Source organism: Xanthomonas sp. NCPPB 3442 (assembly GCF_056725145.1).
On record NZ_CM161514.1, the window covers coordinates 658,120 to 682,654 of the forward strand.

Consider the following 24,535-nt stretch of genomic DNA (forward strand, 5'->3'; position numbering starts at 1 on the left):
CGGGCAGGTGCTGGCGTGGCGCAGCGTCAATGACGCTCGGCTGCGCCTTGCGGCTGGCCGGATGCACTGCGCGCATACCGTGCGGCCACAACGGCGCAGACGATCAGCTGCAACTGGTGATACAGCATGATCGGCAACACGATCGCGCCCAGCCCGCCGCCGGCAAACATCACCTTGGCCATCGGCACACCGGTGGCCAAGCTCTTTTTCGAGCCGCAGAAGACGATGGCGATTTCATCGGCGCGGCTGAAGTGCAGGCGCCGGGCGATGAAGGTGATCGAAAGCATCGCCATGGCCAGCAACAACGCTGCAGCGCCGAGTACCGCCAGCAGTGCAGGCAGCGGCGTCTTCTGCCACAGCCCTTCGTTCACCGATGCACTGAAGGCGGTATAGACCACCAGCAGAATGGTGCCTTGATCGGTGTAACGCAGCACGGCGCGGTGACGTTCGACCCAGCCGCCGATCCATGGACGCATGAAATGGCCGGCCAGAAACGGCACCAGCAACTGCAGCAGGATCTTGCCGATCGCTTCGGCCGGATGCGCCATGGCGCCCTGACTGCCGACCAGTGCGCCCATCAGCAACGGGGTGAAAAACACGCCCAGCAGGCTGGAAAGCGAAGCGGCGCAGACTGCGGCCGGCACATTGCCGCGCGCCATCGAGGTGAACGCGATCGAGGACTGCACCGTGGACGGCAACGCGCACAGGAACAGCACGCCGACATACAGCTCCGGCGTCAGTGCCAGATGCGCCAGTGGTTTGAACAACAGCCCCAGTAGCGGGAACAGCACGAAGGTGCAGCCCAGAATCACCAGATGCAGGCGCCAGTGCAACGCGCCGGCCTTCACCGCTTCGCGCGACAGCCGCGCGCCGTGCAGGAAGAACAGCGCCGCGATCGCCACGTCGGTGACATCGTCCATGACCGCCGCAGCCGTGCCCGTGACCGGGAGAAACGAGGCCAGTGCAACTGTGCACAGCAGCGCGAGGGTGAAGGGGTCAATGCGCAACCGCGCCAGCAGCTTCTTCATCGAGGTCCAACGGTAGCGCGCGATCTTGCGCCTGGTATGGGCCATTCTACGATGCGTGCAGGCCCTGGCTGTGGCATCGACGTCACCGGTCAGTCCTGAAACGGCACGGCAGTGCGCGATGGCCTTGCGCTGCCTTCGGCCAGGCAGCACTGCATCACAACGCTGCGAGCGCCTTGAGCAGTTCGCGCATTTCGTATTTGTCGGTGTCGTCCAGCCCTTGCGCGCGCTGTTTGGCCTGCAGCTCCTCCACGCGTTGACGCAGCAATTGCTTGTCGAGTTGCGCGACGACGTCATGCAGTTCAAGCGTCCAACTGTGCTCGTCGCCGGGAAGCTCCTGCGCCGCCAGCTTCTGCAAGGCAGCAAGCTCCTGGCGCTCGGCGAAGTGCTCCAGCAGCGCGCCGGTGCTGATTTCCGGGCGTTGCCGCACCAGGTCCAGTAACTCCATCAACAAGTCGATCCCGGGCAGGCGCAGCCCGGAAAAATCATGCACGCCCTCCAGGCTCATCGCCAAGGACGGCCGTTGCAGCAGGATGGCGATGGACGCACGCACCAGGCTGCGTTTCTGCGTGGGCGCACCCATGCGCGCGGGCGGCCGTGGCCTGGGTGCGGACTGCTGCGCAGACGCAGTGGCACCAACCCCGGTCAGGCGCGCCAGTTCCTGTTTCATCAGATCGCCGAACGCACCTTCGGGGATCTGCGCCAACAGCGGGCGCGCACGTTCGGCCAGGCGCGCCTTGCCGTCGAGCGTGTGCAGGTTGATCTCACGCGACATCTCGTCGAAGAAGAACTGCGACAGCGGCGTGGCCTGCTTCAGGCGCTGATCGAAGGCCTGCGCGCCTTCCTTGCGCACGATGGTGTCCGGGTCCTCGCCATCGGGCAGGAACAGGAAAAACGCCTGGCGGCCATCCTTCATGCGCGGCAGCACCGATTCGAGTGCGCGCCAGCCGGCCTTGCGCCCGGCGTTATCGCCATCGAAACAGAAATACACATCCGGCGCGTTGCGAAACAGCAGCTCGGCATGTTCGGGCGTGGTGGCGGTGCCCAGCGTGGCTACCGCCTGGGTCACGCCGAACTGGAACAGCGAGACCACATCCATGTAGCCCTCCACCACGATCAGCCGCTCGATCTTCTGATTGGCCTGGCGCACCTGCCACAGGCCATACAGCTCGCGGCCCTTGTGGAACAGCGCGGTTTCCGGCGAATTGAGGTACTTCGGACCCGGGTCGCGGCCATCGGCCGGCGCGCCCATGATGCGCCCGCCGAAGGCGATCACGCGGCCGCGGCGGTCGAAGATCGGGAACATCACCCGGTCGCGGAACTTGTCGTACACATGGCCGCGATCGTTCTTGGAAAACAGCCCGGCGCGTTCGAGCACGCTCATGCGGCGCGCATCGGTGCCCAGGGTGTCCTTCAGTGCGCTGTAGCCATCGGGCGCGTAACCGATCTGGAAGCGCGCGCGGTTGTCGGCATCCACGCCGCGACCGTCCAGATAGTCGCGGGCGCGTTCGCTGCCCTCGAGCTGGCGCTGGAAGAACTTGGTCGCCGCGTCCAGTGCCGAATACAGCTCGCGGCTGTCGTCCTGCTGTTGCGGGGTGCGTTGCTGGGTCTCGCGCGGGATGTCCATGCCGGCGCGCTTGGCCAGCTCGTCGACCGCATCGAGAAATTCGAGGCGGTCGTAATTCATCAGGAAACTGATGGCGGTACCGTGCGCACCGCAGCCGAAGCAGTGATAGAACTGCTTGGTCGGCGAGACCGTGAACGAGGCCGAGCGCTCGTCATGGAACGGGCAGCGCGCCGAATATTCCTTGCCCTGACGCTTGAGCGGCACACGACCGCCCACCACCTCGACGATGTCGGTGCGTGCTAGCAGTTCGTCGATGAATGCGTCGGGGATGCGGGCCATCCCGATAGGATATCCCAGCGGCCTGCCAGCACTTCGTCGCCCCCGCTGACGAGGCCGGCGAGGCAGGCTTTGCAGCAGTCCTCAGCCGCGTGGCAGCGCGTGCGAGTCAGACGTTGAAGATGCAGGCGCCGCATCGGCAGGCGGCACGATCACCGGCGGATGCTCCGGGTCCACGCCCGCCTCGCGCAGCTTGCGATGCGAGCGCACCCGCTCGTCGATCACCGCGGTGATCAAGGCGCCGACGAAGAACACCACCGAGGCGTAGTACATCCACACCAGCAAAATGACCAATGTCCCCATCGAACCATAGGCGCTACCCGGCGCTGCGGTGGCGATGTACACGCCGATGGCGTAGCGCCCCAGCGCGAACAACACCGCGGTGATGACGCCGCCCAAAAATGCCTGGCGCCAGTCGACGGTGCGATCGGGCAGGTAGCGATACAGGAACGCGAACGCCAGCGAGTACAGGGCCAGCGTGGTCACGTAGCCGACCGCCGGCAGGACCGAGGGCAGGCGCGCAAAGACCACCTGCAACGCGGTGGTGGCGATCATCGACACGATCAGCAAGAAGCCCAGCGCCAGGATCACCCCGAACGAGAACACCCGCTTCTGCAGCCAGGCCATCAAGCCGTCCAGGCGTTGCTTGTCGGTGCGGAAGATCAGGTTCAAGGCGTTCTGCAACTGCGCAAACACCGCCGTGGCGCCGATGAACAGCAGCAGCGTGCTCCACACGCCGGCCAGCGAGCCAACGCCAGGTTGATCGGTGGCATTGCGAATGATGGTCTGGGCGACTTCGGCCGCGCTGCCGCCGGCCAATTGCCCGATTTGCTGCACCAACGCTTCTTGCGCTAGCGGATAGAGCGAGGCGGTCAGCCACAACAGCAGCACCAGCAACGGGGCCAGCGACAGCAGCGCATAGAACGACAGCGACGCTGCCTGCGTCATCACGTCGATCTCGATGAAGCGGTTCAGCAGCGCCATCGGCACGCTGCGCTGCAGACGGCTCAGATGCTTGTGCAGATAGGCGGATGAAAGCGTCGTCACCGGCGGGAGAATCCTTGGCGCATACCGTTGGCGCGCAGGCGACGTCAGGGCAAGGTCGGTATGCGGAAGGACCTTGCCCATGCCTGCGCTGGCGCACCCGTTCTAGCAGGGCCGGATCGAAGGACGGGTGAAAGCGCGCACGCGCTATGGGTAAAGCAGGAGGCGGCGCATCTGGTACGCGCAGTCTGTTGCTCGTCGGGAGCAAGGTGCGCGGTGTGTCTGTCAGCGCATTCAATGTGCGCCAGATGCCGATCTACCTGTATCAGACCGCGCCTGGCACTGCCGGCTGTCCACGCGATGACGAGAGCGCAGACTGTGCAGAGCGCTTGGTCCGCATGCTGGGCTAGACGCGTCTGAAGACGGCATTGCGCCTTGCCTGATGCGTTGCGCGTGGCAGATGTGCAAGGGCCGTGGCGCTCCAGCGGCGTCTTGCACCATCACTGTTCGTTGGAAGGTCCGCCTTCCACTGGAAAAGCCGCTCGGTGATGCGGCAGGCAGTGCCGCAGCGCTCACTGCGCACCGGTCGCAGCGCCCTGGCCGTGGCACAGGGCGCTGCGGCGATCCATCAGCCTGCCAGCTGCTGCTTGACCAGGGTCGAGACCAAGCCCATGTCGGCCTGACCGGCCAGCTTGGGCTTGAGTGCGCCCATCAGCTTGCCGATATCGGCCGGGCTGCTTGCCCCGGTCTCGGAGATCGCGGCCCGGATGGCGGCCACGATCTCGGCTTCGCCCATCTTGGCCGGCAGATAGCGCTCGATCACCACGATCTCCTCGCGCTCGATCTGCGCCAGGTCGTCGCGCGCGGCGGCTTGGAACTGGGTGACCGAGTCCTTGCGCTGCTTGACCATCTTGTCCAGCACGGCGATCACGGCGGCATCGTCCATCTCGATGCGCTCGTCCACTTCCTTCTGCTTGATGGCGGCGTTGATCAGCCGGATCACGCCCAGGCTGTGCTTGTCGCCGGACTTCATCGCGGCCTTCATGTCATCGGTGAGTTGCTGCTTCAGGGACATGCGGTAACTCCTGAGTGTAGGGATCGAGTGGTGGCCAAGGCGCCCAAGCGGGCTGGGTACCTCGGCCGAACGGAGGCAGGGCGTGCGTGGAGAGATGTCTTGCAGCGCCTCGCGCGCGGCGCAGACTGCCTGATGTCTCCAGCGCAATGCCTTGTGGCAGGCCAATACAAAAAGCCGGCGACGCTTGCGCGTGCCGGCTCTTGGGTTCGCTCCCGCCAGGTCGCGCCTTCAGCGCAGACCTACCGGCAAGGAACCGCGTTCGATCAGTACAAGCGCTGGCGCTTGGTGACGTCGCGCGAGGAACGACGCAGCTGACGCTTCACGGCAGCGGCAGCCTTACGCTTACGCTCCTGGGTCGGCTTTTCATAGAACTCGCGCTTGCGGGTTTCGGCCAGCACGCCGGCCTTTTCGCAGGTGCGCTTGAAACGACGGAGCGCAAATTCGAAGGGCTCGTTCTCGCGGACTTTAACGCTGGGCATGTGTTCTCCAGAAATGGGATTTCCGTCCGGGAGCCCCGGGCGGGTGCGAGCGGACTCGCGTGACGGAATTTCCGGGTTGCCCCGGCGAGCCGCGCATTATAACGACTTGCCGACGACCTGCAAGCCCCTTGCAGAATTTCCCGCCGCGACACTGATAAAGCGTGCGCCCGGGCCATATGCGGCCGGCACGGCAGGGCGGAGCAGCATCTGGGAATCGGCCGATCTGCGCAGTGCAAAAGCTGCGAAAATAGTGGCATCTCCCTGCATGCCGAGCTGCCGTGAAAGTCCTTGGGATCGAATCATCGTGCGATGAGACCGGTGTGGCGGTCTACGACACCGCATTGTCGGGCGTGCCGGCGCTGCGCGCCCACGCGGTGTACAGCCAGATTGCGCTGCATGCCGAATACGGCGGCGTAGTGCCCGAGCTGGCCAGCCGCGACCATGTGCGCAAACTGCTGCCGCTGATCCGCCAGACCCTGGGCGAAGCCGGGTTGAGGATCGACGAACTCGATGGCGTGGCCTACACCGCCGGTCCGGGCCTGGTCGGGGCCTTGCTGGTCGGTGCCGGGGTGGCGCGTTCGCTGGCCTGGGCACTGGATGTGCCGGCGATCGGCGTGCATCACATGGAAGGCCACCTGCTGGCGCCGTTGATGGAGGACGACCCGCCGCAGGCGCCGTTCGTGGCCTTGCTGGTCTCCGGCGGGCATACCCAATTGGTGTCGGTGAAGGCGCTGGGCAGCTACGAAGTGCTGGGCGAGACGCTGGACGACGCGGCCGGCGAAGCCTTCGACAAGACCGCCAAGATGATGGGCCTGCCGTACCCGGGCGGCCCGCAGCTGGCGGCCTTGGCCGAAACCGGTACGCCGGGGCGCTATAAGTTCGCGCGTCCGATGACCGACCGGCCCGGCCTGGATTTCAGTTTCAGCGGGCTCAAGACCCAGGTGCTGCTGGCCTGGCGGTCCAGCGACCAGTCCGACACCACCCGCGCGGACATCGCGCGCGGCTTCGAAGACGCGGTGGTGGAAACCCTGGCCATCAAGTGCCTGCGCGCGCTGGACGCGGCCGGCTGCAACACCTTGGTGGTGGCCGGCGGCGTGGGCGCAAACAAGCGCTTGCGCGCGCGCCTGCAAGAGGCCGCCCAGCGCCGCGGCGGCCGGGTCTGCTTCCCGCGCCCGGCGTTGTGCACCGACAACGGCGCGATGATCGCCTTCGCCGGCGCGCTGCGGCTGCAGGCCGGCGAGCATGCGGATGCGGCGGTGCATGTGACGCCGCGGTGGGATATGGCGGGCTTGCCGCCGCTGGCGGCGGCGCGGGAATCGGGAGTGGGGAATCGGGAATAGTGAAGAGCTTTACGCCGATCCTGTCCGTACGTGCGCTGTTGTCTTTGCTCCTCCCCATTGCCTATTCCCGACTCCCGATTCCCCATGGATAAAGTGTTTATTGAAGGTCTCGACATCGATGCGCTGATCGGCATCTACGATTGGGAACGGCGCATCCGGCAGACCTTGCGGTTCGATCTGGAAATGGGGTTCGACAACCGCATTCCGGCGGCCAGCGACGACATCGCCGATACGTTGAACTACAAGGCGGTGAGCAAACGCTTGATCGAGTTCGTGCAAACCTCGGACTTCGGGCTGGTGGAGACGCTGGCCGAGCGCTGCGCGGCGCTCGTGCTGGACGAATTCGGCGTGCACTGGCTGCGTTTGAAGCTGAGCAAGCCGGGGGCGGTGCGCGGCGCGCAGGCGGTGGGCGTGATCATCGAACGGGAACGAGCGGTCTGATCGCCGCCTGCGCACCCTCCTGCCGGCCATTCACTCCATGGCGGAAGCCGGGAGGGCTGGAGGCGCCTGGCGGAGAGGGCTGCGCCGCTGCGGCATTCTGGCGCGCACTGTGCGTTGCAACCGGCCTCTACAAATCACCAAATCCCACTCCCGGCCCTCGAAACTTGCCTGCGCGCAGGTGCGTCAGGCTAGAATTGACGGCCATGTAAACGTTTTCTCAAGGATCTCATGGCTGCTGATCGCATCGAAACCCTGATTGCCCGGATGACCGTCGAAGAGAAGGTCGGACAGTTGGGTGTGTTCGCCGACATGGTGCGGCCGTTCGCGCCGGACGTGAATCCCGAGGCCAACGTGCTCAATGCCGACGAGGTGCTGCAGCAGGTGCGCCTGGGTCGGGTCGGCTCGCTGTTCAACGGGGTGGGCGCCGCGCTGGGCGTGCAGATCCAGAAAGTCGCGGTGGAAGAGAGTCGCCTGGGGATCCCGGTGATCCTGGCCGCCGACGTGATCCACGGCATGCGCACGGTGTTCCCGATCCCGCTGGGCGAGGCGGCCAGTTTCGAGCCGGCGTTGGCCGAGCGCACCGCGCGCGCCACCGCGATCGAGGCCACCGCTGCCGGCCTGCACTGGACCTACGCGCCGGCCGTGGACATCGCCCGCGACCAGCGCTGGGGCCGTGGTGCCGAGGGTGCCGGCGAAGACGTGATGCTGGGCGCCGCCTTTGCCGCTGCCCGTGTGCGCGGGTTCCAGGGCAGCGACCTGACCGCCCACGATTGCCTGTTGGCCACGCCCAAGCATTTCGCCGCCTATGGCGCAGTGGCGGCGGGCATGGAATACAACACCGTCGACATCGCGCCGCAGACGCTGCGCGATGTGCACTTGCCGCCGTTCAAGGCCGCTTTCGAGGCCGGCGCGTTGACCGTGATGTCGTCCTTCAACGACATCAACGGCGTGCCGGCCAGCGCCAACCACGAGTTGCTGACCGAGATCCTGCGCGGGGAATGGCAATTCCCCGGCGTGGTGATTTCCGATTACACCGCCGACATGGAATTGATCGCCCATGGCTACGCCGCCGATGAGCGCGACGCGACCAAGAAGGCCTTCCTGGCCGGGTTGGACCTGAGCATGCAGAGCGGCTTTTATGCCGCGCATCTGCCCGCGCTGGTGGAAAGCGGCGAGGTGCCGATGGCCGCGTTGGATGCCAGCGTGCGGCGCATCCTGCAGCTGAAGGACGCGATCGGGCTGTTCGACAATCCGTACCGCTCGCTGGACCCGGCGCGCGAAGCCGACACCACGCACCTGCCGGCGCACGATGCGCTGTCGCGCGATGCGGCGCGGCGTTCGATCGTGCTGTTGAAAAACGAAGGCGGCGTGTTGCCGCTGAAGAAGAGCGGCCAGCGCATCGCGTTGATCGGCCCATTCGTGCAGGACCGCGAGAACATCGAGGGCTGCTGGACCTTGTTCGGCGACAAGGAACGCTACGTGACCCTGGAGCAGGGCGTGCGTGCGGTGGTCGGCACTGAAGATCTGAGCGTGGTGGCCGGTTGCGGACTGGAAGAGGCGCTGCCGGGTGGCATTTCCGCTGCGATCGATGCAGCGCAGGCGGCCGATGTGGTGGTGCTGGCGTTGGGCGAGCCGCAGCGTTTCAGTGGCGAGGCACAATCGCGCACCGAAATCACCTTGCCGCCGGCGCAACAGGCACTGGCCGAAGCGATTGCAGCGACCGGTACCCCGATGGTGGTGTTGTTGCGCAATGGCCGCGCGCTGGCCTTGAGTGGTGCGGTGCGCGATGCCGATGCGATTGCCGTGACCTGGTATCTGGGCACGCAAACCGGGACCGGCGTGGCCGATGTGCTGTTCGGCGACTACAACCCGTCGGCGCGTCTGCCGATCAGCTTCCCGCAGGTGACCGGGCAACAGCCGTATTTCTATAACCATCTGCGCACCGGGCGCCCGGAATTGCCGGCCCTGTCCGAGTACAAGGCGCGTTGGCGCGAGATGCCAAACGAACCGTTGTATCCGTTCGGACATGGATTGAGTTACACCACCTTTGCGTATGCGCAGCCGCAGTTGAGCGCGGCGCAACTCGGCTGGGATGAGACACTGACCATTACCACGCGCGTCACCAACACCGGCAAGGTCGCCGGCGAGGAAGTGGTGCAGTTGTATGTGCACGATCGCGTGGCCAGCCGCGTGCGCCCGGTGCGCGAACTCAAGGGATTTCGCAAGGTGTTGCTGCAGCCCGGCGAGAGCCAGGAGGTGGTGTTCACACTGGAGCGCGACGCGCTGGCATTCACCAACCACAAGGGCATCTTCGGTGCGGAGCCGGGTCTGTTCGATCTATGGGTGTGCGCGTCGGCCAAGAGCGGCGAGGCCGTCAGCTTCGAGCTGCTGGAGCGCTGATAGCGGCGCGCTTGGCACCGACAGCCAGCGGCTATCGTGCGAACGGATGACCACGGCTACAGCACGAAGCACCCGCTGATGCGGTGCTCAGACGCGATGACGACTGTTCATGCCGTCATCGCGCCTGCCGGTGCGCTGCGTCAGCTACACCGGCTCATGCTGCGGAATCGATCAAGCGTCGTTCTCGACCGCGGCCTTGCTCTTGGGCGTCAGCTTCAGCAGACGTCCGGTGCTGCCACTGGCTTCGTCTTCCAGCAGCCAGAGCGCGCCGTCCGGACCTTGCTCCACTTCGCGGATGCGTGCGCCCATGTCGTAACGCGCCACTTCGCGCGGCTTGTCGCCCAGCGACACCTGCACCAGCGCCATCGACGACAGCCCACCGATGAAGCCATTGCCGCGCCACGCCGGGAACTGCTTGCCGCTGTAGATCACAAAGCCTGCCGGCGAAATCACCGGTGTCCAGCTGATCTTGGGCGCGGCGAATTCCGGGCGCGTGTCGTGGTCGGGGATCGGCGTGCCGTCATAGTTGTCGCCGTTGGAGACGACCGGGTAGCCATAGTTGGCGCCACGCTGGATCAGGTTCAACTCATCGCCGCCGAGCGGGCCCATTTCGTGCTCCCACAGGCGGCCCCTGCTGTCGAAGGCCAGACCAAGAATATTGCGGTGACCCAACGACCACACCTGCGCAGCAACGCCGCCTTGCGCAACGAACGGGTTGTCGGTCGGTACGCTGCCGTCGTCGTTGAGCCGGATCAGCTTGCCGAGGTTGGCTTTCATGTCCTGGGCAGGAGTGAATTTCTGCCGTTCGCTGGAGCTGATCCACAGTTTGCCATCGGGCCCGAACGCGAGCCGATGCCCGAAGTGGCCATTGCCGGTGACCTTGGGATCCTGGCGCCAGATCACCTTCAGGTCCGACAGCGTGCCGCCGCCGGTTGCATCCAGCGTGAGTTTGGCGCGCGCCACCGCGGCACCCCGCGTGTCGCCCTCGCCGGGCTCGGCATAACTCACGTAGACCAGCCCGTTCTTGGCGAAGCGCGGATGCGCCAGCACATCGCCGAAACCGCCCTGGCCACCATAAGCAACGGCCGGAATACCGGTAATGGCGCTCTTGCGCTTGGTCTTTAAGTCCAGTCGCATCAAGGCGCCGCGCTTTTCGCTGACCAGCAAGCTGCCATCGGGCAGAAAGGTCATTGCCCACGGTTCGTCGAAATCGGCGACCGTGGTGGCCTGAAATGGCCACTGTGCCTTGGGAATGGAGGCCGCGGGGGCGGCTGCGGGCGCAGCAACTGCAGTGCCGGCAGTAAACAGGGTGGCCGAGCAGGCCAGGGCAAGCAGACGACGGACAGACATGGGGTCCTCCTGGGGATGGGCACGGTACGTTGCAGCCCTCCCGCAACGTGTCCCGCGTCGGGTTTTCAAGTACCTTACACGACGTCGCCGGGGGCACCCTTGTTGCAGATCACTGTCTGCACGACGCCCGCGTCTCACATCGTTGTATGTCTTGCATCGTTTCACCATGGAAAGACGTTTCCATAGCCACGCAAAAAACCTCGCCTGCTTTTATCACTGCATCCTGGACCGCCTTGTTGCTAGGCAGTGCGGCATATCTGATCGAGTTGTGGAATGCCGAGAGGTTGCTCAACGAAAAGGGTTACTACTTCACGCTGCTACTGTTCGGTTTATTCGCATCGGTATCATTGCAGAAGAGCGTGCGTGACCGTGCCGATGGGATTCCGGTCACTGGCTTGTACTACGCCATTTGCTGGTTTTCGCTGATCGTCGCATTGGTGCTGCTGACCATCGGCCTGATCAATGCCACGCTGTTGCTGAGCGAAAAAGCTTTTATGCCATGGCATATGCTTTGAGCCTGTTCGGTGCGGTTGCGGTGCAGAACAATACCCGCGATGCGATGGAGATCACCGACGCGCCGCGCAGTGCGCGTAGCGTGCCGCCAGAACTCGACTGAACCATTGCAGATCGTAAGATGCAACAACGCCACCTTGACGGTGGCGTTGTCGTCTCAGCGCTTATGCGTATCGTCGCCGGTGACGAAATCGGCTGCGTTTTCCCAGGCGCGCTTGACGGCATGTCGCGCCTTGCTCCAACTCAGCGACGAGGTGCCGCGCTTGGCTTCCCAATCGCGATGCAACTCGGCTTCGACCTGATCGTACGCGCGCGCGTTGTCGCGGATACGCGCTTCATGGCCTGCCAGATAAGCACCTTCGTAGTCTTCGTAGCGATCGCCTTCGGTGTAATACGGCTCTTCGGTGAAGCGTTCGCGCCAATACGTCGATATGTTCTGACTGCGGTCTTCGTCCGGTGCCCGGCCCGGAATCTGATACGGCACGTTCATGCCTGTCTCCGTGGTGGATGTGCGAATTACCCTAGGCCGATCGCCGTTAATTTCATTGCCAGGGCAGGTGAGGAGTACATCAATGCAGCAGGCTCGAAGGGCGGCGTCGGCCACGCTTTTCAACGCGCGATCGCTGCAGCGTTGCGCGGCATGGCAGGCGCCTGGTCGATCGCTTCACGTGGTCGCTGAGGCCGCTTCATACGGCAATGGGGTGGCACCTGCCGCCACCAGGGCGGCCTCGGCGTCCTGGAGCGCCGGCTGCTCTGCGTCGATGATCACCAGCACGCGCCCGGCCTGGATTTGATCTTCGAACTGACGACGCACCGGATCGGGCACCGTGGCGCCGATCAACGCCGACGACCAGCTGCCGACCAGCGCACCAGCCAGTGCCATGACGCCCGCGCCGGCCAAGGTCAGCCCGATCGGCGGTACTGCGATGGCGACCAGGCCAGCCACCAGGCCGGCGGCACCGCCGGTGGCGGCGCCGCGTGCGGCAGCGGGAAGGAAGTCGGTCTTGACGTCCTTACGTTCGTCCGGCACCTCCTGCAGCTCGATATCGGAGCGGGCAATCAACGAGAGCGCATCATTGTCGATGCCGGTACTGCGCGCGGCCTGCAGCACGCGCTGGGCGCTGTCGAGATCGGCGGTGCTGTAGACATGGCGCAGTTTCATCGCAAGCTCCCATGCAGGTAGAAGCGCAGCGTTGGGTGCGCGCGGTTAGGTGTGCGTGAGCGCTGCGCGAGCATGCCGCGAAATCGCAGGTCATCGCCGGGCGCGCGGCTCACTGCCCGATGGACGGGAACGTGCAGCAAACATGCGTTCGTGCGCGCATGCCGCCTCGAAGGCTGCTCAACCGCAGTTCGTCGTGCCCTCAGCCGCTTTCGACCTGCTTGCGCGGAAACAGATAAAACACCCAGCCGACCAGAAGTGCGACGCCTGCTGCGGCCAGATTCTGCCAACTGGCGCTGGCCAGCAGGCCCAGCGACAGCACCAAGGCGGCAATGGGGATGGCCGGGCCGCCGGGCAGGCGCAACGTGTCGGTGCGCTGCCGGTACCTGCGCGCCAGCACGATCACTGCTGCGGCGGTGCCGATGTAGGCGAACAGGCGGGTGACCATCGACAGCAATGCCAGCTGCGTAAACGATCCCGACAACGCCAATGCAAGCGACAACGCACCCTGCGTCAGCACCGCCGCGGCGGGCGTGTGGAAGCGCGGATGCACGCGTGCGAGAAACGCAGGGCCATAGCCATCGCGCGCAAGCGCAAACAGAAAGCGCGGGCCGAGCATCACGGTGTTGCTGGTGGTGCCGAGGATGGAAATGGTGGCACCCACGGTCAGGATCAGTGCCAACGCTTCGCCACCGAATCGGCTTGCGGCATCTGCCAGCGGCGTCGGCGAGGCCGCAAGGTTGGGCAGGGTGCCTTGCGCCACCACCTGCACGGCGGCGTAGATCAGGGTGACGGTGACGATCATGGTGATCAACGCAAATGGCACATCGCGCCGCGGGTTGCGGTATTCGCCAGCGGCCGCCGGAATGTTTTCGAAACCCGCGTAGGCGAACAGCAGCAGCAAGGCCGCTTCACCGAGATTGCCCAGGTCGCGCAGATCGGGAGCGGTGCCGGCAAAGGCCCACGACCAATCGACATAGAACAGGCCGATCGCCACGAACAGCAACAACGGCACCAGCTTGCCGATGACCAGCGCGATACCGGTGCGCGCGGCCGACTTCACGCCGATCACGTTGATGGCGGTGAGCAGTCCCAGCGAGCCGACGACCACCAGCAAGCGCGCCCAGGGATCGGTGGAGGCGGTGGGCCAGAACCGCGCCACTGCGTCGGCCAGGCCATTGCTCAAGGCGGCGGCCGAGCTGATGCGGGTAAGCCAGATCATCCAGCCAATCTGAAAACCGACGAACGGGCCGAATGCTTCGCGCGTATAGAGATAGCTGCCGCCCGGCGTATCGAAGTAGCTGCCCGCCTGCGCGTAGCACAGCACCAGCAAGGCGACCGCGAGGCCGGCCAGCATCACGGCCCACAGGCTCATCGGCCCGAGCAGCGCGGCGGTTGCGGCAGGCAGCAGGTAGATGCCGCTGCCGATGACATCGTTGATCGACAGGCCGACGATCTGCCATCGGCTGACGACACGGACCAACCCCGTCGCGTCCGGCGCAGGTTGCGGCGTGCTCATGGCGCGTCCTCGGTCAGTGCAGGCAATTGCCATGCAGTGTGCAGGCGTGCGTATTCGGTGCGTGGCAGCAGCACGAACAACGGGCGATCTTCCGGCTTCAGCCAGGCGAGCAGGCGTTGCATGTCGGCCGCCGCCATCGCAGTGCAGCCGGCGGTGAACTGGCCCGGCGTGCGCCACAAGTGCGCGAAGATGCAGCTGCCGCGCCCGGGAATGGCCTTGGGGTTGTGCGCGATCACGAAACCCTCGCTGTAGCGCGCATCGCCTGGGTGGCGCAGATCCAGACGCATCGGCTCGGTCGAGCCGGCGACGGCGGCCTCGCCCACTTGCGCGGCATCGACGATGCGGTTGTACAGCGGCGAGCTGGGCACATCCATGCAGTAGTGGGTGGCGCTCATCGCCTGGTACGGCATCGCGCTGTCGATCTTCGAGGCATAGCCGAACGCCGGGCCGATGGCGAAGACGCCGGCAGGGCTGCGGCCATCGCCTTCGCGCTTCTGCGGGCCTTGCGTCTGCGCCGGATGCAGGCCCTCGCCCCAGGCACTGCCATGCCGCCCGAGCGCGACGGTAAAGCTCCGGGCAGCCGGTTGCCATTTGCCATCCACACGGGTGAAGGCGTGCAGACGCGCCTGGGTGCTGTTCCAGTCCGCGGTGGTCACCACGATCAACGTGCGTGCCTGATTCAACGCATCGACCGGGCTGGCCGCAATGGAGAGACTGCTACAGCTTGTCAGCGCCAACAGCACAAGGGATCGAAACACGGTGGCAAGGCGCATGCAGGCTCCGGGTGTTGGGTCGAGCGGGATGAATCTAGGGGCGACACACGTTGCTGAAGACGGGGGCCACGCTGGTGTCGCGTGATCGACGCCGCCTTGTCGTTACTGTACTCAGCAACGCCGCCCGGTGGTGCATATGCCTGCCGCGCAGCAGGCAGGCGCGTCCGTTGCCCGGAATCGGCAAGTGACGCTGGTCATACCAACGTTTCAGCGCGGTCTGCTCCACTTGGGAGCCGTGCGCTGCACCGCGTCGGCCGCTTTCACGCCGGCAACAGCTCCAGCCCACGAATGCGGCGGATGCCCAGTCCCGGCGAATCGTCGATGTGGATCTGCGCCTCGTCGAAATGCGCGCCGCCCTCGGTGGGGTCGAACTGCCCGAGCGCAGGTGCATCCAGATCGGCCAGGGTGATGCTGTCGGCCTTGGCCACCGCCAGGTGCACCGCGGCGGCCACACTGATGCTGGATTCGATCATGCAGCCGATCATGCATGGCAGCCCGTACACCCCGGCGATGTCGGCGATGCGGATGGCATTGGACAGCCCGCCGGTCTTCATCAGTTTGATGTTGATGATGTCGGCGGCGCGACGCTGAATCAGCTCGATCACCTGCGTGGGCGAGAAGACGCTCTCGTCGGCCATCACCGGCGTGTCGATGCGTGCTGTGACGAAGGCGAGCCCGTCGAGGTCGGCGGCCTTGACCGGCTGCTCCAGCAGCTCCAGCGCGATGCCGCCATCTTCCAGCGTGCGCATGGTGCGCACCGCTTGTTTGGGCGTCCAACCTTGATTGGCATCCAGCCGCAGCGATGCGCGCCCGGCCACTGCCGCATGAATTGCCGTGACGCGTTCGACATCCGACTCGATGTCCTTGCCGACCTTGATCTTCAGTGCGCGATAGCCGCGTGCGAGCGCGGCCTGCGCCTGCGCCACCATGGTGTCGATCGCATCGGCACTGATGGTGATGTCGGTGGTGATACGCGGCGTGCCGCCACCGAGCAACTGGTACAGCGGCGCACCAAACGCCTGCGCCCACAGGTCGTACAGTGCGATTTCCACGGCGGCCTTGGCGCTGGTATTGCGTTCGATCGCGTGTTGAACGCGCCCGCATAGCCGGTTGAGATCGGCCACGTCCTGGTCGATCAGCTTGGGGCCGATGCAGTGTTCGATCGCGGCAATGATGCTGCCATGGGTGTCGCCGGTAATGGGCGCGGTGGCGGGCGCGGCGCCATACCCGATATGGCCGCTGTCGGTCTGCAACAGCACCACCACGTCCTCGATTGCCTGCACCGTGCGCACGGCGGTCTTGAATGGTGTTTTCAAGGGCACGCGCAGCATGCCAAGCCGAAAGCCGGTGATCTTCATAAGGTGGCCGTTGGAAAAACGCGTTGAATGCGGGTGATGTGGTCGATGAATGCAGTGCCATCGCTGGCAAGCAACGGCAGCAACGGGGTGACCGACACACCATTCAAACGCGCGCGCTGCACGCTGCCATCGACGACGCGGTAACTGGCCCCGGCCACATCATGGATCACCCATGGCGTGCCATCTGCATGCCCGATGACCAGCATCACATGGCCTGGAATGTAGATCAGATCGCCAACCTGCAGCTGTGCGAGCCGTTGCAGGCGGTGCGCCAACGGCGCGCCAGCGTCGAACGCAACACCGTGCAACACCGCGCTGCGCGCCTGGTCGCCGGTATTGCGAGGCAGCGCGAGACCGAGGCTGCGATAGACATCCAGCACGAAGCCGCTGCAATCGCGCGCATCGTAGTCGTTGCCCCAGCCATAGCGTTCGCCAAGGAATTTGAAGGCCTGCCGGAGCAGTGCGGCGTCGGTGGCGGGCAATGCGCCGATGCGCACATCGGCACCGCGCGGCATCAATGCGGGCACCAGCTGCAGACGCCCATCGGCACTGCGCACCGGCAATTGCACCACGTGGGCCGCTAGCGGCAACTGTCCGTTGACTGGCTGCTGCGGCGGCCAGTCGCCGAGCAAGGGCAGGCTGGTGCCCATGTCCAGGGTCAGTGCAGAAATTGCCGGACGTTCGGGTGTGTAGACGGTCTGCGCGCGGGCTGCGGTGACGATCAGGCGCGGGCTGCGCTGTGCGTAATTCAGCACCTCGGTGCGGCTGCCTTCGGCAAGCTGCGTGCTTGCGATCCAGGCAGCGTAGTTGGCGGCGATCACGAACTTCCACGCGCCATCGGCACTGCTGTGCAGGACCGCCACCGGCGTGCCGGGGTATAGCGCCGATTCCTGGAAGCGGTCGATATCGCGGTCGTCGGTACTGGTGAACACACGCTGCGCAGTGGGGAAGGTGCGCAATGCGCCACGTGTGACGACCAGCGCAAAGCGCAGTGGCACCTGTGCGGGTATCGCATCCAATGCCAAGGCCGTGCGCAATGTCGCCAAGCGTGCGGTATCCAGACGCCGCCCGTCTGCGTCGTAGAGCGGACGCGTCGGTATTGCCGATAACGCGTCGATACGCGCTCTCACATCGGCTGCGGGCAGCGTCTGGGGAAGTTGCGCGATGTCATGCATCGATGCATCGTCGCGCAGCAGGCGTGTATTGACGTCGGCAATCTGCGCGGGGTCGATCCGCGGCATCTGCGCGTTGCGGCTGCGCCGGATCCAATACTCTGCGGTGAGCTGTGCATCGCTGACGACAAAGGGCGGTGCTTGCGCGGCCGGCGTGGCAGCAGGCGCTGGTGCGGCGCCGCTGGAACGGGCAAGCGCGATCAGCAGCAACATCAGCAGGTGGCGCGACAATGGCATGCAGGGCTCGGGAGGAAGGCAGCCGCTGGCGCGCTGCGAGGCAAGGCCGATAGTGGCATGCGGCGCAGAGCGTATCCACATGTCCTAACTGCGTGGCGACTCTTGCCGGCAGGGGACGTTTGGGGGCGCGTTGGTGCAGAGCGTGCGGGAAGCCCATGACCCTCCTTGCCGCAGCCGTAGATACGCGAGTGGCCGCTACTGCCGTCTCCGCAACGGCGATGCTTGCCAAGCTGGGAGACACCACCTGCGACTCACCGATGGCAGCGCGTAAGGCACCGCGCTGCCGACGGTCCCATCGGCAGACGGCCGCGCAAGCACGACTCGGCCGATAATGGTGCTGCGCAGGTCGTCCGGCCTTCCCAGGAGTAATCCGTGCTGCCCAGCTTTTCTCTCTCGTCATCGGCCTGGCTGCGTGCAGCTGTTTGCCTGGCCGCTCTGTCGCTGGGCGCCTGTGCCCACGCACCGCAGCGCAATCCGCTGGCGCAGTGGGTGCCATCGCCCAACTACGACACGCGGCGACCGATCCTGATCGTGTTGCATTTCACCGACCAGCAGTCAGTCCGGCAAAGCCTGAGTACCCTGCGCGGCCGCAACAGTGGCGGGCGCGTCAGTGCGCACTACCTGATCGGCGAAGACGGCCAGCGCTACCAATTGGTCAGCGATGGGCAGCGCGCCTGGCACGGCGGGGCCGGGCGCTGGGGCACCATCACCGACATCAATTCGGCCTCGATCGGCATCGAACTGGACAACGACGGTAGCGAGCCATTCGCGCCGGCGCAGATCGACAGCCTGCTGGTGTTGCTGGACGATCTGTGTCAGCGCCTGCGTATCCCGCGTACGCAGATCGTCGGCCATGAAGACGTGGCCCCGACGCGCAAGAACGACCCCGGACCGTTGTTCCCCTGGAAGCGCCTGGCCGACGCCGGTTTCGGCCGCTGGCCCGCTGCCGACGCGCCCGCAGCCCCGGAAGGTTTCGACCCGTGGCAGGCGCTTGCCCTGATCGGCTACAGCATCGACGATCCGGCCGCCACCCTGCAGGCGTTTCACCACCACTATCGCGGCAACAGCGCCACCACCCTGGATGCCGAAGACCTGCGCATCTTGTCTGCGTTGACCCACCACGCGAGACCTTCCAGCCCGCGACCGGCGCTTGAGCCAACTGAAGGCGACGACCACTAGGCCCACAGGGATCGCGCCACGCTGTAGCCGGTGGCGAAAGACGCGCGGCTTGATCTACCGCGCAAATGCGGCCTCTTGCAAGGGAACCGAAATGACCGACAACCTGCTGTTCCGGAATGGGCGCTGCTGGCGTCAGTGCTTTGTTCAAGGCGCTTTGCTGATGAGCGCCGTGGCGCCATTTGCGCTGGTCGCCGGCCAGGTGCATATGTCCTCGGCAAGGACCGCGGCAGAGGCCGGCCTTGTGGACGTGCACGCCCTCGCGCCGGATATCGCATTGGACATGCGGTATGCGAGCAGCAACAACTTCACTGGGCGGATGGTACCGGGCTATGACGCGCCGCGGTGTTACCTGTTGCGGCCGGCTGCCGACGCATTGGCGCGAGTAGCGCAGACGCTCAAGGCCGAGGGCTATCGGCTACAGGTGTTCGATTGCTATCGGCCGGTGCGGTCGGTGAAGGCATTCGTCACCTGGGCTGCGGATCTGCAGGATCAATCGACCAAGGCGCAGTACTACCCGCGGGTGGACAAGCGCGCACTGCTGGGCGATTACATTGCGCCCACCTCCGGGCACAGCCGTGGCGCGACGCTGGACCTGGGCTTGCTGGAGTGCCGGCCGGGCGGGTGCCGTGCAGTGGACATGGGCACAGGATTCGACTTCTTCGATGCGCGGGCGCACACCCACGCGCCCGACATCAGCGCAGCGCAACGCGCGCACCGCCAGCGCCTGTTGCAGGCGATGGCGGCCGAAGGATTTTCCAACTATCCGATGGAATGGTGGCATTTCACGTTGCGTCCCGAACCCACGCCCGAGACGGCCTACGATGTTCCGGTGGACTGACAGCGACCAGGCAACACGCTCTTGGTCGCTGATCGATCTGGTCGTGCTCGCGATCGGTTGGCCGCTCGCGAGACCCGTGGAGGCAGGCATCGTGTCGACGTCGGCCGCACTTGCATGGTCGGGCGCGTGCTCGCCTCATGCAGATCGTGCTGGCATCGGTCGCCTCACCGGCACGGCGCAAGCACCAGCGCAGCGCCAGTCGTACACTCCGATGTCCGCCAGCAGCATCGGCCGGGGTCGCCCGCCACGTCCGGTCACTGGCTTCGATAGATCCAAGGAACCGTCATGTCCGACCCGGAACGCTTTGTCGATATCGCCTGCCCGTATTGCGGGGAGTGGATCACGCTGGCGCTGGACCTGACGGGCGGCGATCAGCATTACATCGAAGATTGCCAGGTCTGCTGCAAGCCGATTGCGGTAAGCGTGCGCTGGGACGAAGAAGGCGAAGCGCAGGTGACTGCGCGTGGTCAGGACGACGCCTGAGCCATTGTGCGGGCGGCCGCATCTGGCCCGCCTGTGGTTGCGATGCGCGACAGTAGCGCGCCCGGCGGCGTCCGGATGCCGGCAATCGCCTGTCATCTGCAGGTCGTCACGGCCGCGCCATGGGCCTGGCAGCCTCCGGTTCGTTCAGGGCACCCGCGTTGCAAGGCGCGCGGATCCGGGCGCTGCAGCCGCTAGACTGGTGCGCCTGCTGCCTGGATCGTCACAATGAATCTGCCCTTGCATTTCGGCCTGCTCGGTTCACTGGAGGCCGGGCTGATTGCGTTCATCCTGGGCGTGGTGGTCTTTGCGGCAGTGGAGCGGGGCGGGCGACGGTTGCAGTTCAACCATGGCCACACGCTGGGCATTGCGTGCCTGCTGGCCGTGGCCATCGGTGCCGGATACGACATCTGGCATCTCGTCTACACCAGCATCGTACGGCTGGAATCGCCGTTGTATGCGCGCCTGGCGCTGGCCAGGATCCACGACCCTAACGAATTGGGCTCGCGCGTGGTGCTGGAAGTGGCCGGCGCGCTCGCTGGCGTGGTGCTGGGTTGGAAACTGTTCAGTTCCGGGAGCTGGGAAAACGACCCGCCAAGTGCCTGAGCGTGCGGCATAAAGTGCGGGGCAGGTCGCAAAATTCCATGCATTGAATGAGGCGCTTCGGTTTGACTCACTTACGCCTAACAGGCGCTTAGCCGCAAATATTCAGGCGGTGGTTAAAAGCCTGTTTCGCGCGAAATTGCGCCGGGTTGGGCGTTCATTTGCGATGGGTAGGGTGGTGCCATGTGCGGCGACACCGCGCATTCCCAAGCATAAGGAGACCACCCCAATGAAGAATCGCAACCGCACCTCGCTGCTCGCCGCTACGGCCGCTCTTGCTGCCGCCCTGGCGCTGCCGGCGATGGCGCAAAGCACTTCTCAGGACGCAGCGGCGCAGTCCGGCAGTTCGGCCACCTCCGCACAATCGAGCGGTGCAAGCTCCGGTGGCGGCCGGACGTGGGCCAGCGTGGACACCGACAGCGATGGCGCCATCAGCAAGCAGGAAGCGCAGGTCAACGCCGGCCTCGCGCAGATCTTCGATCAGGCCGACGGCAACACCGATGGCAAGCTGACCCCGGATGAGTACAAGGCCTTCGTCGCCAAGCAGCAGGGTGGCGGTGCCACCGGTTCGCAGGGCAACTAAGCCACGTTCAACATAGCGCTGGTTTGAGGAAGTAAGGCAAGCAATGCGCCGGCACAGAGTCCCGTCGGCGCTCAGCGACCAGCTTGACCTGCACCAGCAACAGGATGGACACGCGGGAGCGATCTGCCAGGGTCGCTCCCGTTTTGTTGACGTCTGCCGCGTTAGGGTGAGCCGTTCCGTGTCGAGCGCTCATCGATCATGTCGCACTTACGTCTTACCCTTCTGCTCGGGTTGGCGAATCCCGTGCTTGCGCTCGCCGCACCGCCGGTGTTGCCGCCCGCCACCCCGACGACGTCGGTGCCGGCAACCGCTGGCAGCACCACACCGGCGATGTCGCCGTTGCCGATCGATCCGCCGGCTCCGGCCACCACGCCCCTGCTGCCGACGGCACCCGGGCCCGCCAAGTCCACGAGCGGTGCCGAGGCGTCCGCTGCCGCCGCCGGCAGCCTGGCACCGCGCAGTTTCCGTAGCCTGGATACAGACGCCGACGGATCGCTGACGCTGGCCGAAGCAAGCGCCGACCCGGTGTTGCGCGAAAACTTCGCCAGCTTCGACAGCAATGGCGACGGGCGTCTGTCGCGCGAGGAATTCGCCAGCTATCAGCCTGGCCCGGGCGATGCTGCAGGCGATTGAGCACGGCGCCATACCGGTGCGCTGCTAAACTTGCCCGATGAGCTCACTTGCACAGCGCGACGGCCAGGCGATCCAACTGGTCGGCTTCGACGGCGACGATACCCTCTGGAAAAGCGAGGACTATTACCGCACTGCCGAAGCGGATTTCGAAGCGGTCCTGGCCGGGTACCTGGATCTGGGCGACAGCCGCATGCAGCAGCATTTGCTGGCGGTGGAGCGGCGCAACCTCAAGGTCTTCGGGTATGGCGCCAAGGGCATGACGCTGTCGATGATCGAAACCGCGATCGAACTGACCCAGGCGCGCATTGCCGCGCACGATATCCAGCGCATCGTCGAGATCGGCCGCGCCACGCTGCAGCATCCGGTGGAAGTGATTGCCGGGGTGCGCGAGGCAGTCAGTGCGATTGCCGCCGAGTACCAAGTGGTGCTGATCACCAAGGGCGACCTGTTTCACCAGGAGCAGAAGATCGAGCAATCTGGCCTGGCCGATCTGTTCCCGCGGGTGGAAGTGGTGTCCGAAAAGGATCCCCGGACTTATGCGCGCGTGCTCGGCGAATTCGGTTTGCCGGCGCAGCAGTTTGCAATGATCGGCAATTCGCTGCGTTCGGATGTGGAACCGGTACTGGCCATCGGTGGTTGGGGCATCTACACCCCGTACGCGGTGACCTGGGCGCACGAACAAGAGCACGGGGTCGCGGCCGACGAACCGCGCATGCGCGAAGTGCCCGACGCCGCCGGCTGGCCGGCAGCGGTGCAGGCGCTGGATGCGTTGGCGCGGCGGCAGGGCTAAGCTGGGGTGGGGCGCCGTTGTTGCGGCTATGCTGGTTTGGTAAGTTGATGCGTCAACGCGCGGGCGCCTCACGCGCCCAACGACAGGATGTTTACGGCTGTGCATGCGTGCGCGGCCGGAGCTTGGAGGGAGTGCCGATGACCATGGTGTCCGTTGCCCAGCGCGCCGGTTTGGCTTTGTTGCTCGGGCTGCTAGCGAGCGCCGCACCGCTGGCTGCCGCTGAGCTGGAAGAGGAAATCATCAACCCGAGCGAAGTCACCTTTCGCGACGGGCAGCCTTACTACGACGACGGCGGCGATTACGTACGCCTGCAAACGCGCCGTGTGGGCGGTGAGCTGGTGTATTTCCGTAAGGTGCGCTTCGATCGCGAGCAGGGCTATGTGGATGCGCACGGCGAGAGTGTCGCCAGGTCGCAGGCTCGAGCGAGCGAGCGCGATCGCAGCGACGGGTTTGTCGGCGCCGGGTACGACGACCGGGATGTGGGCGATGGCGGATATCGGGCCGGTGGTGGCCCACTTCGCCTTGGTGCCTCGCGCAACCGCCCCTACGGCCAGATGTATTATGGCAATGGTCTGTATGGTCCGGATCCGTACAGCAGTCCGCACAATCGCGACGCACGCCAGCGTTACATCGGCCCCGGCTACATCGGCTCCTGCGATCTGAGCGGTTGCCGCGAGGTTCACCAGTTCGGGTTTTACGAGCTGCGCTAGGAGTCAGGGCGCGGCCCACGCCATCCATTGGACGTACCGTGTCATTGCCGCGCAGATCGCCGTGGCCGATCTTTCGCCGGACCTTGGACTGCGCGCCGCGGCTGACGACCACTGCAATGGCTGGTTGAAATCAGTGCGCACGGGGCCGCTGCGGCCTACGCGCTGATCTATGGCCGATAGCGCACCTGGGGCACTGCGCTGCGCTTTCTCGCCAGGCGTGGTCTGTTGATACGCGGGTGTGCCTGGCGCCCAGCAGCGGCGCTTGACCCGGCGCCCGCCTGACAGCACCGCACGCATGCGGCATCATCGCTGCATGCCTGTCTCTTGCTCATCCGTGTTGCGCTCCGTGCCATTGCTGGTGGCCTCGCTGTGGCCGGCGCTGGGCGCAGCGCAGGCCTCGCCGGCATCGGCGACCGCAGCTGCAACGGAAGAAGCGGCGCCAGCGGTGACGCCAGGCACCGGCGACGCCTGGGTGGATCAGCACCTGGCCGATATGGGCAGTTATGCGCAGCGCTATCCGGCCAGCTTCATCGACGAGGTGGCGCGCTACACCGGCACGCCGCGCGCGTATGTGCAGGCGCTGCTGCAAGTGCACGGCTGGCATGCCGGAGACATCTATTTCGCGTGCTTCTGGGCGCAGACCGTGCAGCTGTCGTGCCGGGACACGGTACGCGCTTACAGCCGCGACCATCGCGATGGCTGGGAGGGTGTGGTCACGCGGCTGTCGGTGGCACCGGACAACCTGCACATGCGCGCACTGCGGCATGCCATCGTGGCCAGCTACGACCGCTGGGAACGTCCGATCACCCTGGACGCGTTGCTGCGGCGCCAGCTCGGCGATCATGCGCAGCGCCTGGAAGCGGCGCGCCAGGCGAGCGAAGCGGCCGAAGCGGCGGTGCAGGCCGGGCTCTGACGCGGCCGCTGCGTCGTCGCGCCATGCACTTGCCGGCATGGCGCGGCTGTCTGCGCAACAACACGTCGCCTGCGATGC

24 protein-coding genes and 1 pseudogene are annotated in these 24,535 nt (G+C 65.5%); 13 read left to right on the forward strand and 12 right to left on the reverse strand.

What is annotated here, in order from left to right:
• Nucleotides 1-26: 26 nt before the first annotated feature.
• The 5 genes from AC1POX_RS02880 to rpsU all read right to left on the reverse strand — a co-directional run bounded on the left by AC1POX_RS02880 (nt 27) and on the right by rpsU (nt 5,466).
• A complete protein-coding gene (locus tag AC1POX_RS02880) occupies nt 27-1,073 on the reverse strand; it encodes a bile acid:sodium symporter family protein (protein ID WP_057680838.1) in 1,047 nt (348 codons plus the stop codon).
• 109 nt (nt 1,074-1,182) lie between these two features.
• A complete protein-coding gene (gene dnaG, locus AC1POX_RS02885; protein ID WP_008577436.1) occupies nt 1,183-2,931 on the reverse strand; it encodes a DNA primase in 1,749 nt (582 codons plus the stop codon).
• A gap of 81 nt (nt 2,932-3,012) precedes the next feature.
• Nucleotides 3,013-3,975, reverse strand: a complete 963-nt coding sequence (locus AC1POX_RS02890; protein WP_481108595.1) for a YihY/virulence factor BrkB family protein — start codon at nt 3,973-3,975, stop codon at nt 3,013-3,015.
• A gap of 565 nt (nt 3,976-4,540) precedes the next feature.
• Nucleotides 4,541-4,987 carry a GatB/YqeY domain-containing protein gene (locus AC1POX_RS02895; RefSeq protein WP_011348832.1) on the reverse strand — a complete coding sequence of 149 codons (447 nt, stop codon included), beginning with the start codon at nt 4,985-4,987 and terminating at the stop codon, nt 4,541-4,543.
• A gap of 263 nt (nt 4,988-5,250) precedes the next feature.
• The gene (gene rpsU, locus AC1POX_RS02900) at nt 5,251-5,466 is read right to left on the reverse strand and encodes a 30S ribosomal protein S21 (RefSeq protein ID WP_002808376.1); all 216 of its coding nucleotides are present in this window, start codon (nt 5,464-5,466) and stop codon (nt 5,251-5,253) included.
• 278 nt (nt 5,467-5,744) lie between these two features.
• Here rpsU and tsaD point away from each other — a divergent pair, with 278 nt between their 5' ends.
• The 3 genes from tsaD to AC1POX_RS02915 all read left to right on the forward strand — a co-directional run bounded on the left by tsaD (nt 5,745) and on the right by AC1POX_RS02915 (nt 9,647).
• The gene (gene tsaD, locus AC1POX_RS02905; RefSeq protein WP_031425137.1) at nt 5,745-6,806 is read left to right on the forward strand and encodes a tRNA (adenosine(37)-N6)-threonylcarbamoyltransferase complex transferase subunit TsaD; all 1,062 of its coding nucleotides are present in this window, start codon (nt 5,745-5,747) and stop codon (nt 6,804-6,806) included.
• Between the two features lie 84 nt (nt 6,807-6,890).
• Nucleotides 6,891-7,247 carry a dihydroneopterin aldolase gene (gene folB, locus AC1POX_RS02910; protein WP_008577426.1) on the forward strand — a complete coding sequence of 119 codons (357 nt, stop codon included), beginning with the start codon at nt 6,891-6,893 and terminating at the stop codon, nt 7,245-7,247.
• 228 nt (nt 7,248-7,475) lie between these two features.
• Nucleotides 7,476-9,647: a glycoside hydrolase family 3 N-terminal domain-containing protein gene (locus AC1POX_RS02915; RefSeq protein WP_014091264.1), complete on the forward strand. Its 2,172-nt coding sequence runs from the start codon at nt 7,476-7,478 to the stop codon at nt 9,645-9,647.
• Between the two features lie 171 nt (nt 9,648-9,818).
• On the opposite strand, the gene AC1POX_RS02920 is transcribed toward AC1POX_RS02915, so the two are convergent.
• Nucleotides 9,819-10,997: a PQQ-dependent sugar dehydrogenase gene (locus tag AC1POX_RS02920; protein ID WP_372356723.1), complete on the reverse strand. Its 1,179-nt coding sequence runs from the start codon at nt 10,995-10,997 to the stop codon at nt 9,819-9,821.
• A 182-nt stretch (nt 10,998-11,179) separates the two neighbouring features.
• On the opposite strand from AC1POX_RS02920, the pseudogene yiaA reads away from it, so the two are divergent.
• Nucleotides 11,180-11,613: pseudogene (yiaA, locus tag AC1POX_RS02925) on the forward strand (inner membrane protein YiaA).
• Nucleotides 11,614-11,667: 54 nt separating this feature from the next.
• Here yiaA and AC1POX_RS02930 read toward each other — a convergent pair.
• The 6 genes from AC1POX_RS02930 to AC1POX_RS02955 form a co-directional block, all read right to left on the reverse strand.
• Nucleotides 11,668-12,000: a hypothetical protein gene (locus AC1POX_RS02930; protein WP_014091261.1), complete on the reverse strand. Its 333-nt coding sequence runs from the start codon at nt 11,998-12,000 to the stop codon at nt 11,668-11,670.
• A gap of 174 nt (nt 12,001-12,174) precedes the next feature.
• On the reverse strand, nt 12,175-12,672 hold the full coding sequence (locus AC1POX_RS02935) for a hypothetical protein (protein WP_014091260.1): 498 nt from the start codon (nt 12,670-12,672) through the stop codon (nt 12,175-12,177).
• Between the two features lie 199 nt (nt 12,673-12,871).
• The gene (locus AC1POX_RS02940) at nt 12,872-14,188 is read right to left on the reverse strand and encodes an APC family permease (protein WP_014091259.1); all 1,317 of its coding nucleotides are present in this window, start codon (nt 14,186-14,188) and stop codon (nt 12,872-12,874) included.
• A complete protein-coding gene (locus AC1POX_RS02945; protein ID WP_372356724.1) occupies nt 14,185-14,961 on the reverse strand; it encodes a L,D-transpeptidase family protein in 777 nt (258 codons plus the stop codon). The genes AC1POX_RS02940 and AC1POX_RS02945 overlap by 4 nt, the downstream gene beginning before the upstream one ends.
• A gap of 260 nt (nt 14,962-15,221) precedes the next feature.
• Entirely contained in the window at nt 15,222-16,319 is a 1,098-nt protein-coding gene (locus tag AC1POX_RS02950) for a dipeptide epimerase (RefSeq protein ID WP_057680841.1), read from the reverse strand.
• Nucleotides 16,316-17,728: a C40 family peptidase gene (locus tag AC1POX_RS02955; RefSeq protein ID WP_338334347.1), complete on the reverse strand. Its 1,413-nt coding sequence runs from the start codon at nt 17,726-17,728 to the stop codon at nt 16,316-16,318. The genes AC1POX_RS02950 and AC1POX_RS02955 overlap by 4 nt, the downstream gene beginning before the upstream one ends.
• A 372-nt stretch (nt 17,729-18,100) precedes the next feature.
• Here AC1POX_RS02955 and AC1POX_RS02960 point away from each other — a divergent pair, with 372 nt between their 5' ends.
• The 9 genes from AC1POX_RS02960 to AC1POX_RS03000 all read left to right on the forward strand — a co-directional run bounded on the left by AC1POX_RS02960 (nt 18,101) and on the right by AC1POX_RS03000 (nt 24,457).
• Nucleotides 18,101-18,907 (forward strand): N-acetylmuramoyl-L-alanine amidase, encoded by an 807-nt coding sequence (locus tag AC1POX_RS02960; RefSeq protein ID WP_011348821.1) that lies wholly within the window; start codon nt 18,101-18,103, stop codon nt 18,905-18,907.
• Between the two features lie 91 nt (nt 18,908-18,998).
• Nucleotides 18,999-19,745, forward strand: coding sequence for a M15 family metallopeptidase (locus AC1POX_RS02965; protein WP_031425132.1), 747 nt, complete (start codon nt 18,999-19,001; stop codon nt 19,743-19,745).
• A 285-nt stretch (nt 19,746-20,030) separates the two neighbouring features.
• A complete protein-coding gene (locus tag AC1POX_RS02970) occupies nt 20,031-20,228 on the forward strand; it encodes a CPXCG motif-containing cysteine-rich protein (protein WP_008577403.1) in 198 nt (65 codons plus the stop codon).
• Nucleotides 20,229-20,453: 225 nt separating this feature from the next.
• On the forward strand, nt 20,454-20,831 hold the full coding sequence (locus tag AC1POX_RS02975; protein ID WP_218505894.1) for a hypothetical protein: 378 nt from the start codon (nt 20,454-20,456) through the stop codon (nt 20,829-20,831).
• A gap of 226 nt (nt 20,832-21,057) precedes the next feature.
• Nucleotides 21,058-21,411 carry an EF-hand domain-containing protein gene (locus AC1POX_RS02980; RefSeq protein ID WP_372356725.1) on the forward strand — a complete coding sequence of 118 codons (354 nt, stop codon included), beginning with the start codon at nt 21,058-21,060 and terminating at the stop codon, nt 21,409-21,411.
• Between the two features lie 231 nt (nt 21,412-21,642).
• Nucleotides 21,643-22,044 carry an EF-hand domain-containing protein gene (locus tag AC1POX_RS02985; RefSeq protein ID WP_029820509.1) on the forward strand — a complete coding sequence of 134 codons (402 nt, stop codon included), beginning with the start codon at nt 21,643-21,645 and terminating at the stop codon, nt 22,042-22,044.
• Between the two features lie 37 nt (nt 22,045-22,081).
• Nucleotides 22,082-22,834, forward strand: coding sequence for an HAD family hydrolase (locus AC1POX_RS02990; protein WP_071117254.1), 753 nt, complete (start codon nt 22,082-22,084; stop codon nt 22,832-22,834).
• A gap of 137 nt (nt 22,835-22,971) precedes the next feature.
• A complete protein-coding gene (locus AC1POX_RS02995; protein WP_338334346.1) occupies nt 22,972-23,544 on the forward strand; it encodes a hypothetical protein in 573 nt (190 codons plus the stop codon).
• 295 nt (nt 23,545-23,839) lie between these two features.
• Nucleotides 23,840-24,457, forward strand: a complete 618-nt coding sequence (locus AC1POX_RS03000; RefSeq protein ID WP_046935182.1) for a hypothetical protein — start codon at nt 23,840-23,842, stop codon at nt 24,455-24,457.
• Nucleotides 24,458-24,535 lie beyond the last annotated feature (78 nt).

Bases quoted from the DNA above. Each gene is read 5' to 3' on its own strand.
- AC1POX_RS02880 (WP_057680838.1), bottom strand. From the start codon at position 1,073: ATGGCCCATACCAGGCGCAAGATCGCGCGCTACCGTTGGACCTCGATG.
- dnaG (WP_008577436.1), bottom strand. From the start codon at position 2,931: ATGGCCCGCATCCCCGACGCATTCATCGACGAACTGCTAGCACGCACC.
- AC1POX_RS02895 (WP_011348832.1), bottom strand. From the start codon at position 4,987: ATGTCCCTGAAGCAGCAACTCACCGATGACATGAAGGCCGCGATGAAG.
- rpsU (WP_002808376.1), bottom strand. From the start codon at position 5,466: ATGCCCAGCGTTAAAGTCCGCGAGAACGAGCCCTTCGAATTTGCGCTC.
- folB (WP_008577426.1), top strand. From the start codon at position 6,891: ATGGATAAAGTGTTTATTGAAGGTCTCGACATCGATGCGCTGATCGGC.
- AC1POX_RS02915 (WP_014091264.1), top strand. From the start codon at position 7,476: ATGGCTGCTGATCGCATCGAAACCCTGATTGCCCGGATGACCGTCGAA.
- AC1POX_RS02920 (WP_372356723.1), bottom strand. From the start codon at position 10,997: ATGTCTGTCCGTCGTCTGCTTGCCCTGGCCTGCTCGGCCACCCTGTTT.
- AC1POX_RS02930 (WP_014091261.1), bottom strand. From the start codon at position 12,000: ATGAACGTGCCGTATCAGATTCCGGGCCGGGCACCGGACGAAGACCGC.
- AC1POX_RS02935 (WP_014091260.1), bottom strand. From the start codon at position 12,672: ATGAAACTGCGCCATGTCTACAGCACCGCCGATCTCGACAGCGCCCAG.
- AC1POX_RS02940 (WP_014091259.1), bottom strand. From the start codon at position 14,188: ATGAGCACGCCGCAACCTGCGCCGGACGCGACGGGGTTGGTCCGTGTC.
- AC1POX_RS02945 (WP_372356724.1), bottom strand. From the start codon at position 14,961: ATGCGCCTTGCCACCGTGTTTCGATCCCTTGTGCTGTTGGCGCTGACA.
- AC1POX_RS02950 (WP_057680841.1), bottom strand. From the start codon at position 16,319: ATGAAGATCACCGGCTTTCGGCTTGGCATGCTGCGCGTGCCCTTGAAA.
- AC1POX_RS02955 (WP_338334347.1), bottom strand. From the start codon at position 17,728: ATGCCATTGTCGCGCCACCTGCTGATGTTGCTGCTGATCGCGCTTGCC.
- AC1POX_RS02965 (WP_031425132.1), top strand. From the start codon at position 18,999: ATGACCGACAACCTGCTGTTCCGGAATGGGCGCTGCTGGCGTCAGTGC.
- AC1POX_RS02970 (WP_008577403.1), top strand. From the start codon at position 20,031: ATGTCCGACCCGGAACGCTTTGTCGATATCGCCTGCCCGTATTGCGGG.
- AC1POX_RS02975 (WP_218505894.1), top strand. From the start codon at position 20,454: ATGAATCTGCCCTTGCATTTCGGCCTGCTCGGTTCACTGGAGGCCGGG.
- AC1POX_RS02980 (WP_372356725.1), top strand. From the start codon at position 21,058: ATGAAGAATCGCAACCGCACCTCGCTGCTCGCCGCTACGGCCGCTCTT.
- AC1POX_RS02990 (WP_071117254.1), top strand. From the start codon at position 22,082: ATGAGCTCACTTGCACAGCGCGACGGCCAGGCGATCCAACTGGTCGGC.
- AC1POX_RS02995 (WP_338334346.1), top strand. From the start codon at position 22,972: ATGACCATGGTGTCCGTTGCCCAGCGCGCCGGTTTGGCTTTGTTGCTC.
- AC1POX_RS03000 (WP_046935182.1), top strand. From the start codon at position 23,840: ATGCGGCATCATCGCTGCATGCCTGTCTCTTGCTCATCCGTGTTGCGC.